Below are 9822 nucleotides of genomic sequence, written 5' to 3'. Positions count from 1 at the left end.
AGCGTAAGCTCTGAAATCGTCATATGTCCAAGCCCCTCTCGGCTCGGAACATCAACGTTCCAGTCCCCGCGCGAAAGGTGAGGCCGGGACGACGCTTACGCTTCCCGAGGCAACACGTCTCTTCGTCGGTCACGACTACCAGCCCGGCGGCCGCGAACCGCAGTGGGAATCGAGCGTCGCGGAGCAGCGCGGCCATAACATCCATTTGATAAAAGCCGGTACCGAGGCGGCGTTCGTCGCCATGCGCAATGAGCGCGACCGTAGCTTGGCGATGCCTCGATTGATTCTGCAGTCACTCCAGGTCAACATTCAGGGCGGAAAATTGCCTGCTCGCGAGCCGAATGGCCGGCGGTATCTGAAAATCCCTCTCGATGTGCTGAGAGGTGACCTTTAGGCTAGCTTTGATGGCCGAAGCGCGGTTGCCTGAGCGTAGAGGTACCATCACTCCGAGCTCCATTCTCAGCGCAGAAGCTCGGAATGTGAGCAGGCCTCCGGGGGCATGGCCGTTAGCTACACGGCCGGGTCTTTCCGATATGCGAGCAACCTGAGCGCATTGACGACGACGATGATCGTCGATCCTTCATGGAAAGCCACCGCGACGCCGATGCTGAGCCCCATGATTGTGGATGGAACCAGGAGTGCGACTACTCCCAGGCTGACGAACACGTTCTGTCGAATGATCGATCGCGTCGTTCGGCTCAGCCCGACCGCGAAGGGCAAATGGGAGAGATCATCGGCCATCAGGGCGACATCCGCCGTCTCGAGCGCCACATCGGAGCCGGCAGCGCCCATCGCGATCCCGACGGTTGCGGTCGCCATCGCCGGCGCATCGTTGACGCCGTCGCCGACCATGGCGACCTTGCCTTGGGAACGCAGCTTCTTGATCGCCTCGACCTTGTCCTCGGGCATCAGATCGCCCCAAGCCTCGTCGATACCGACCTGCCTTGCGACCGCCTCTGCGACCTTCTGATGATCGCCGGAAATCATAATCAGCCGTTTGATGCCTAATACATGTAGGCGGGCGAGCGTCGCTTTCGCGGCTTCGCGCGGCGTATCCATCAATCCGATGGCGCCGATGTCGCGGTCGCCGCGACGGACCACCATTGTCGTCCGGCCGCCCTCGCGAAGAGAGGCGACGGCCTTCTGCATGGGCTCTGAGAGAGAAGCGACGCCGTCCACACCAAACATCTCTGCCTTGCCGATCAGCACCGTCTCCCCGTTCAGGCGAGCCGACACGCCGCGCCCGGTCAAGCTGTCGAGATCGGTTGCCTCCATCAGCGATTGGTCGCCCAGCCGCTCGCGTCCGTCCCGCGCAATTGCGCGCGCGAGCGGGTGGTCGCTGAGGCTTTCCACGGCGACTGCAACCGTCAGCAATTCGGCTTCAGTCACATCTGGGGCCGGAACGATATCGGTAATCCTGGGGTTGCCGGACGTCAACGTGCCCGTCTTGTCGAAGGCGATAGCGGTCAGCGATCCGAGATTCTCCAGCGGGGCGCCGCCCTTGATGAGAACCCCTCCGCGGGCAGCGCGCGCCACGCCCGACAGGACCGCGCTTGGTGTCGCAATCGCCAGCGCACAGGGACTGGCGGCCACCAGAACCGCCATGGCCCGATAAAAAGTATCGCGGAACGGCTCATCGATCACAAGGCCAGCAAACAGGAGAGCCACCGCCAGCACCAAGACAGTCGGCACGAAAATCCGCTCAAATTTATCCGTAAAGCGCTGCGTCGGCGATTTCCGAGTTTCGGCCTCGCTGACCATTTTCACGACCTTTGCGAGTGTCGTGTCCGAGGATTTGCGGGTGACCTCGATCTCGATGACGCTGCTGCCGTTGATGGTGCCGGCAAAAGCGCGATGCGCCGCAGCGACATTGTCGGGATTGGCGCGCGCAGCGGCTGCGTCGTCCACCGCACGTTTGTCCACCGGTATGCTTTCGCCGGTCACCGGCGCCTGGTTGATGCTGCCGGCACCCTTGATCAGGAAGCCATCGGCCGGCAGCCTTGAATCTGGCTTGACGACGATGATGTCTCCGATCTCCAGGATCTCCACCGGCACCTCTTCGAGGTCAGCGCCCCGACGCCGCAGCGCGGTCCGGGGAGCCAGTTCCGCCAAAGCCTCGATCGCCCGCTTGGCGCGGCCCATGGCGTAGTGCTCGAGCGAATGGCCGAGGCTAAAGAGAAACAGCAGCAGCGCGCCTTCCGCCCATGCACCAAGCGCAGCAGCGCCGGCTGCCGCGACCAACATCAAGGTATCGATCTCGAATTTCTTCAGGCGGAGGTTTTCGATCGCCTCGCGGACGGTGAAGAAACCGCCAAAAAAATAAGCTCCGAGATAAAATGCAAGAGGCAGCCATGCAGGGACGGATAACGTCTTCTCGATGCTATATCCGGCGATCAGCAAAGCTCCGCAAAGGAGAGAGAAAATAAGCTCTGTGTTCGGGCCGAAGATGCCGGATTCGTGGTCGTGTCCGTCATGGTTCTCATCATCGCTGTGCTTGCCTGGCGGGTGACTATGACCTGCGTGAGAGTCCGGCTTAGCGGAGGTGGTCGAGTTCACGGCATCATCCAGTCAAAGTTGTTTCAGTCGCTGCCGAGCGAGAGATCCCCGAGGGCTTATCGGCTGAAATGGGGCGAAGTTCTCGCCTTCATGGAAGTCAATAAGCCACAAAAACTGACAATCGATCGCGCGCGTTTTTCTCAATCGCTATCACTGCTTTCTTCGTCGCGTTCGCCAGGCTCGTTCCGCCTGCCGTGAGGATGGTCCGCGATGCATCGTCCACCCATGCATACAACCCTGACAATGGTGTGCGATGGTCCAGCACAAGTCGCTTCAAAAACTTGCGTTTTGCCGATCGGCGGTAGGCGCTTGATACCAACCTGCACGCAGCCAGCCTCGGCCAAGGCGTCATTAATCCCCCCGTCCGCAGCGCGAGCTTCAAAAGCTTTGACGCTACAGAGCAGGATCAAAAAGCTTGCCAAGACGAGCATTTTCACCCGGCATGGGAAACCGCTCAGTCCAATCATGATTTAATCAATCTATACATTTTCCTGCCCATAGCCAAGCCAATCAGGACTCTCTGGTTAGACATGCAAGCCGCTGACCCTGCTGTGCATGAGGGCGCTTCATGACTTCAATCTGAATCCTTATTCAGCAGCGGGATTTAAAGCTGTCATTGGGAGCCCCTCCGCAGCGTCTGCGTCCTCATCCCTGCGCCGATGCCGATCTCCCGAGAAGCGCGCATAGAGCGCTGGCAGCACGACGAGGGTCAGGAGGGTCGCACTGATAAGCCCACCGATGACCACCGTAGCAAGCGGCCTTTGTACCTCGGCGCCCGTTCCCGTGGCGAGCGCCATCGGAACGAAGCCGAGCGAAGCAACAAGCGCGGTCATTGCAACCGGGCGTAGTCGTACCATCGCCCCCTCCAGAATGGCCTGCTGCTTCGGCATGCCATCCTCCATCAGCTGCTTGATGAATGTCAGCATGACGAGGCCGTTCAAGACCGCGACACCAGATAGCGCAATGAAGCCGACAGCTGCGGGGACGGAAAAAGGCATTCCTCGCAGCCACAAGGCTGCAATACCCCCAGTCAGGGCCAAGGGCACGGCACTAAACACCAAAATGGCATCCCGTGCCGACCCGAGAGCTTGGTAGAGCAGCAGGAAGATCAGGAAAAAACAGCCCGGCACGACGATCATCAGGCGCTGGCGCGCAGAAGCGAGATTCTCGAACTGACCGCCCCAACTCACATAGTAACCTGCGGGTAGCTGGACCTGTTCGCCGACCTTGCTTTGGGCCTCCGCGACGAGTGAACCGATGTCACGATCACGAACGTTGGCCGTCACGACGATGCGTCGCTTGCCATTCTCTCGAGAGATCTGGTTGGGCCCTTCTGCCACCGTAAAGGTCGCGACCTGTTTTAACGGCACCGACGAGCCACGTCCGGTAGCCGTTGGTGGCAATGAAACCGGAACATTCTGCAAGGCCTCCAAATTTTCGCGCCGCTTGTCGTTGAGACGCACGACGATTGGGAAACGTCGGTCGCCTTCAAAAACATAGCCTGCCTCTCGGCCGCCGATCGCCGCGCCAATGACCTCCTGCACCGTAAATAGGCTCAGTCCCAGCCGAGCGATCTCTGTTTTGTTGACCTTGATTTCAAGGAATGGCAGACCGGTGGTCTGTTCTACCTTGACGTCTTCCGCCCCTTGCGTGTCGCGCAGGACCGCCGCGATCTGGTTTGCGGCTTGCAGCATCGGACCGAATTCTTCGCCGAAGACTTTTACCGCCAGGTCGCCGCGCGTTCCTGCCAGCAGTTCGTTGAAACGAAGCTGGATCGGCTGCGAAAACTCGTAGTTGTTGCCCGACAGCTGCGAGACGGATTTCTCCATTTGCTCCTGCAAATCGGCCTTCGACAATGTCGGATCGGGCCACTCAGCCTGAGGTTTCAATATGATGAAGGTATCGGACGAGTTCGGCGGCATTGGGTCTGCAGCAACTTCCGCCGTGCCTGTTTTCGAAAACACATAGGCCACCTGCGGGAATTGGCTCACCGCCCTTTCGACCCTGATCTGCATGGCCTGCGACTGTGTCAGCGACGTCGAAGGGATCCGCAATGCGTTCATCGCGATGTTCTTCTCGTCCAAGGTCGGAATGAACTCTTGGCCAAGACTCGTGAACAAGACACCAGACAGCACAAAGAGGCCAACAGACCCAAGGATAAACGAGATCGGCCGCTTCACTGCGCTCGCCAGCATCGGTCGATAAGCAGTCTTCATGATGCGAATGAAGACATTGTCCTTCTCCTGCACTCGTCCGGTGATCGCGATTGCGATGAGAGCCGGAACGAAGGTCAGGGAAAGGATAAAGGCTGAAGCGAGCGCGATGATGACGGTCAACGCCATCGGCTCGAACATCTTACCTTCGACGCCAGTAAACGTAAGAAGTGGCACGTAAACAAGAATGATGATAGCTTGGCCATAGAGCGATGGCTTGATCATTTCCTCAGCCGACTCGATAACAGTGCTGAGGCGCTCGCCCTGATGGAGCTTGCGGCCTAATTCGTGTTGACGTTCGGCAAGGTGCCGAAGGCTGTTTTCCGCGATGATGACCGCACCATCGACGATCAAGCCGAAATCGAGCGCCCCGAGGCTCATCAGATTAGCGCTGATGCGGCCCTGTACCATGCCAGTCATCGTCATCAGCATGGCGACGGGGATCACCATGGCAGTGATGATGGCAGCTCGTATGTTGCCTAGCAATAGGAACAGGATGACGACGACCAGCGCCGCGCCTTCGGCAAGATTTTTTGCAACCGTCTTGATCGTTGCATCGACGAGGAGGGTGCGGTTCAGAACTGTTTTGGCCTCGACGCCGGGTGGCAGCGAACGAACGATCTCTTTCATCTTAGTGTCGACGGCGGCCGCAACGGTCCGGCTGTTTCCGCCGATCAACATCAGAGCAGTGCCGACCACCACCTCCTGGCCGTTCTCAGACGCGGACCCCGTTCGAAGGTCACGTCCAATTCGGACTTCGGCAATATCCTTTACTCTGATCGGCACCCCGCCGCGGGTCGCCACGACGACATTGCCGATCTCGTCCATGCTTTCGAGGCGACCAGCCGAGCGCACGACGTAACCTTCGCCATTTTCCTCGAGATAGCCCGCGCCGCGGTTGGCATTGTTGGCGTCGAGGGCTGCTGCAATGTCACTGAACGACAAATTGAACCCGACCAGCTTCGCGGGATCGGGCTGAACATGATACTGTTTCTCATACCCGCCGATGCCATCCACGCCGGCGACCCCGGGGACCGTCTTGACCTGAGGGCGAATGATCCAATCCTGGACCGTCCGCAAATAAGCTGCCCGCTCGAAATCGGTGGTCAGGCTCTGACCTTCCGGTGTCAGAAAACTGCCGTCTTTCTGCCAGCCAGGGCGGCCATCGTGGACCGTGCTACCATCTGCGGGCTTTTTGTACTGAATAGCCCACATGTAGATTTCGCCCAGCCCGGTCGAAATCGGACCCATGCGTGGTTCGGCCCCCAACGGCAGAGTTGCCTTAGCCTCGGCAAGTCGTTCGTTCACTTGCTGCCGGGCGAAGTAGAGGTCTGTCTTCTCATTGAAGACCGCGGTAACTTGGGAAAAGCCGTTACGCGACAGAGACCTGGTGTATTCGAGACCCGGGATACCGGCCAAGGCGGTCTCGACAGGATAGGTCACCTGCTTTTCGATATCGAACGGCGATAGCGACGCGGCGGTCGTGTTGATTTGCACCTGATTGTTCGTGATGTCGGGAACGGCGTCGATCGGCAGCTTCGTCAAGGAATAGGCCCCGAAGCCTGCTGCCAACAGCGACAAAAGAAGCACGAGCCAGCGCTGATGCACCGAGAAAGCGAGAATGCGGGCGATCATAAGGATCTGTTCCGTTCAATCGTCGTGTTTGGCTTCGGTTTTGCCGAGTTCGGCCTTGAGCAGAAAGGTGTTCTTGACCGCGATCTTGTCGCTCGACGAAAGACCAGAGAGAATTTCGACCACCGCATCGTCGGCTTGGCCAGCCTTGACGTCCCTGCGTTGGAAACCCTCGGGTTTCCGGACGAAGACCACGCGTTCGCCGCTTATCGTTTGCAATGCAGCCCGCGGCACGAGAAACTTCGCTTGTTCTCGCCCGATCTCTATTTCGGCTGTAACAAACGATCCCGGGCGCCACGATAGATCCTGGTTGGCCAAGGATGCAATGACGCGTGCCGAACGGGTTTCCGAGTTCAGAATGGGGCTGACAAACATGATCCGAGCTTCAGCGCGTTTGCTGTCGTCGTCATTCGTGGCGATCGAGACTTTTGCGCCCTCCCTGATTTTACCAAGGTCTCCTGGTGTAACAGTAAGATCGATCCAGACGGTGGAAAGATCGGCAACTGTATAGAGATCGGCGGGATCCCCTTCCTTGCCTACCGCCGTGCCGACATCCACCTTGCGATCGACAATTCGCCCTGGCATCGGAGAGCGAAGTTCATATTTGCGCAGGCTCGACTGCCCTGATCCCGCAGTGTCTTCCTTAGCTGCGTTCGCCACTTCCGCAGCGTCTATGCCAAGAGCTGACAGTTTCTGGCGTGCTAAATCGACGCGAAGCTGCGCTTCGGAAAAGCTTGCCCGGACCTGCAGGTATTGTTGTTCGGCCGAGATCCGCTTGTCCCAAAGGCCTTGCGCGCGTTCGAAATTCGTTTTTTGAAGATCGAAATTCACGGATGCCGTCAGATACTCGCTTTTGGCATCTGCAACCTCACGACTATCGAGCACCGCGACCACTTCGTCTTTCGTAACCATATCGCCGAGCTGCTTGCGCATTTCAGCGACCGTTCCGACGACGCGTGCCGGCACCCGAGCAATCCGGTTGACATCCGGTGAAATCGTACCAGGCACGATAATGTGGCGTGAAAGAAAACCTCCTTGAACAGTGGCAACGTCGATCTCCTGCGCGCTGATCTGGTCTTGAGTTAACTTGATCAAACCTTCAGCGGCTCTGCTTTCGTCGGCTGCAGGCGTATTGCGTGCGCCTTTCACGCTCTTCCCTGCGCCGCCACCCAAACGAATATCTGCACCATCCGCGGCTCGCGCTTGGTCGATGCCGGGCGGTGGCCTGAAACCAACAGCCCCTCGGATCGACTGGCCCACGTAAGGCGCGAATGCACCGACGAGAATGCCGGCAAGGCCAAAGAGACCAGAGAGGTAATAAGCGCGAGCGGTCATTTCCATCAACCTCTGAATGTCAGCTTCTCGCCGATTGCTGCCGGCTCAAATGGTGCACGGCGGCAGCCAGCATAAGCCCTCGCTCTCGCAAACGACTACTCGACTCATAAATTGACATTTTGACGTCTTCCTGAGCGCCGATGCAGCCAGTAGCGAATCAAAGCGACAATGGCCAGAAGGCTTAATACCTATAGCTACTATAGGTACAAGGCCGTTTTCTGAGGCAAACTGACACGGCCGCCCACGGCGATCAGGCTGTCGAAGCCGAGATCGGTCCGACGACGATGTCAAGGTGTGCTTCTCATGCATGCGCTGACCTCGTTTCGAGCCAATACTTTTAAATAGCTCTGTGCACAAATCAAGAATTATGCACAGCTAGCTCGACACCGCGATTCCAGTGGGTTATGCTGTGCATATTATATGTGCGCAATGCGAGCCCGTTCCATGCCCTTCGCTTATGGCTACGCCCGGGTCTCGACCGACGGCCAGACCCTCGACGCCCAGGTTGCGCAGCTCGAGGCGGCCGGCGCGACGCGGCTGTTCAAGGAGAAGGTTTCCGGTGCCAAGCGCGATCGCGTCCAGCTTGACAAGCTGCTGAGCACGCTGAACGCTGGCGACGTCGTGATCGTGACGCGCCTCGACCGCTTGGCCCGATCGACGCGTGACCTCCTGAACATTCTCGGGGTCGTCGCCGACAAGGGTGCGGCGTTCCGATCGCTCGGGGATGGATGGGCGGACACGACTACCGCTCACGGTAGGTTGATGTTGACGGTGTTGGCCGGCCTGGCGGAATTCGAGCGCGAGCTGATCCGCTCCCGCACCGGCGAAGGACGCGCTCGCGCGAAAGCGCGCGGTGTGAAACTTGGCCGACGGTTCAAGCTCACGCCGCATCAGCGCGACGAAGCAGTCCGTCGTCGCGATGCCGGCGAGGAGTCGATGACGGAGATCGCCAGGAGTTATAATGTTTCGCACTCCACCATCTCGAGGTTAAAGGCAAATTGAATCCGTAACGCGACATCCCCGTAGCTTCATCTGATCCGCTACGGTTGGGACAAGCCCAAGGTAAGCCATCTGCAGAGCTGGCTCGGGAAATCTGGACATCGGGCGTAGGTGGATGTTCGGCCTGAACGCGGCATGATTGTCGTGAACAGGAGCGGATATGACGAGACGCGTGCGCCGGAACCACAGCCCGGCTTTCAAGGCGAAGGTCGCGCTGGCGGCCATCAAGGGCGAGAAGACGCTGGCCGACTTGGCGCAGCAGTTTGACGTCCACCCCAACCAGATCACGCAGTGGCGCAGCCAGCTTCTTGAAGGGGCTGCCGGTGTCTTCGGCTCCGAGGCGAAGTCCGAGTCTAACGCACCAACGATCGACGTGAAGACGCTGCATGCGAAGATCGGGGAGCTGGCGCTGGAGAATGATTTTTTGTCCGGCGCGCTCGGCAAGGCCGGGCTTCTGAGCGCAAAGCGATGATCGATCGCGCGCACGATCTGCCGCTCAACCGGCAAGCCAGAGCACTCGGGTTCAGCCGGGGCAGCGTCTATTATCTGCCTCGCGCGGTTCCTGCCGCCGACCTGGCGTTGATGCGCGCGATCGACGCGCTGCATCTGGAATACCCCTTCGCGGGCAGCCGCATGTTGCAGGGGCTTCTTGGGGCCGATGGCCATAGGGCTGGGCGTCTCCACGTCGCCACGCTGATGAAGCGCATGGGGATCGAGGCGCTCTACCGCCGGCCGAACACCTCGAAGCCGGCGCCGGGGCACAAGATCTTCCCCTACCTGCTGCGCAAGCTGCCGGTGACGCGGCCCAATCAGGTCTGGGCGATGGACATCACCTACATCCCGATGGCGCGGGGCTTCGTCTATCTGACGGCTGTCGTCGACTGGTTCAGCCGCAAGGTTCTGGCCTGGCGGCTCTCGATCAACATGGACGTCGCCTTCTGCATCGAGGCCGTCGAGGAGGCGATGGCCCGCTTCGGCAAGCCGGAGATCTTCAACACCGACAGTAAATAGATCGAGGCCAGTTCCCGGGCGGCCTGTCTCAAACACAGATCGACCGTTTGGTAGGCTGGCGCCGTGAGGTGCCCGG

Annotated in this window: 5 protein-coding genes and 2 pseudogenes; 3 read left to right on the top strand and 4 right to left on the bottom strand. The window is 59.3% G+C overall.

Features of this window, described 5'->3' with window-relative positions; all coding sequences use genetic code 11:
- Positions 1 to 94: 94 nt before the first annotated feature.
- Positions 95 to 394 (top strand): annotated as a pseudogene (locus tag ACFPN9_RS25355) (hypothetical protein); the annotation flags it as partial.
- 116 nt (positions 395 to 510) lie between these two features.
- On the opposite strand, the gene ACFPN9_RS25350 reads toward ACFPN9_RS25355, so the two are convergent.
- The 4 genes from ACFPN9_RS25350 to ACFPN9_RS25335 all read right to left on the bottom strand — a co-directional run bounded on the left by ACFPN9_RS25350 (position 511) and on the right by ACFPN9_RS25335 (position 7742).
- Positions 511 to 2556 carry a heavy metal translocating P-type ATPase gene (locus ACFPN9_RS25350; protein WP_245282514.1) on the bottom strand — a complete coding sequence of 682 codons (2046 nt, stop codon included), beginning with the start codon at positions 2554 to 2556 and terminating at the stop codon, positions 511 to 513.
- 140 nt (positions 2557 to 2696) lie between these two features.
- Complete coding sequence (locus tag ACFPN9_RS25345; protein ID WP_156450216.1) at positions 2697 to 3023, bottom strand: hypothetical protein; 327 nt, start codon at positions 3021 to 3023, stop codon at positions 2697 to 2699.
- Between the two features lie 120 nt (positions 3024 to 3143).
- Entirely contained in the window at positions 3144 to 6404 is a 3261-nt protein-coding gene (locus ACFPN9_RS25340; protein WP_067255144.1) for an efflux RND transporter permease subunit, read from the bottom strand.
- A gap of 15 nt (positions 6405 to 6419) precedes the next feature.
- Positions 6420 to 7742 carry an efflux RND transporter periplasmic adaptor subunit gene (locus ACFPN9_RS25335; RefSeq protein ID WP_082737691.1) on the bottom strand — a complete coding sequence of 441 codons (1323 nt, stop codon included), beginning with the start codon at positions 7740 to 7742 and terminating at the stop codon, positions 6420 to 6422.
- 438 nt (positions 7743 to 8180) lie between these two features.
- Here ACFPN9_RS25335 and ACFPN9_RS25330 point away from each other — a divergent pair, with 438 nt between their 5' ends.
- Positions 8181 to 8738, top strand: coding sequence for a recombinase family protein (locus ACFPN9_RS25330; RefSeq protein ID WP_067255142.1), 558 nt, complete (start codon positions 8181 to 8183; stop codon positions 8736 to 8738).
- Between the two features lie 157 nt (positions 8739 to 8895).
- Positions 8896 to 9737: pseudogene (locus ACFPN9_RS25325) on the top strand (IS3 family transposase); the annotation flags it as partial.
- Positions 9738 to 9822 lie beyond the last annotated feature (85 nt).

It is taken from the genome of Allobosea massiliensis (assembly GCF_042655245.1).
GTDB lineage: Bacteria > Pseudomonadota > Alphaproteobacteria > Rhizobiales > Beijerinckiaceae > Allobosea > Allobosea massiliensis.
Note: the sequence above shows the minus strand (reverse complement) of the source record. Positions and strands in the feature narration are given on the sequence as shown.

Bases quoted from the DNA above. Each gene is read 5' to 3' on its own strand.
- ACFPN9_RS25345 (WP_156450216.1), bottom strand. From the start codon at position 3,023: ATGATTGGACTGAGCGGTTTCCCATGCCGGGTGAAAATGCTCGTCTTG.
- ACFPN9_RS25340 (WP_067255144.1), bottom strand. From the start codon at position 6,404: ATGATCGCCCGCATTCTCGCTTTCTCGGTGCATCAGCGCTGGCTCGTG.
- ACFPN9_RS25335 (WP_082737691.1), bottom strand. From the start codon at position 7,742: ATGGAAATGACCGCTCGCGCTTATTACCTCTCTGGTCTCTTTGGCCTT.
- ACFPN9_RS25330 (WP_067255142.1), top strand. From the start codon at position 8,181: ATGCCCTTCGCTTATGGCTACGCCCGGGTCTCGACCGACGGCCAGACC.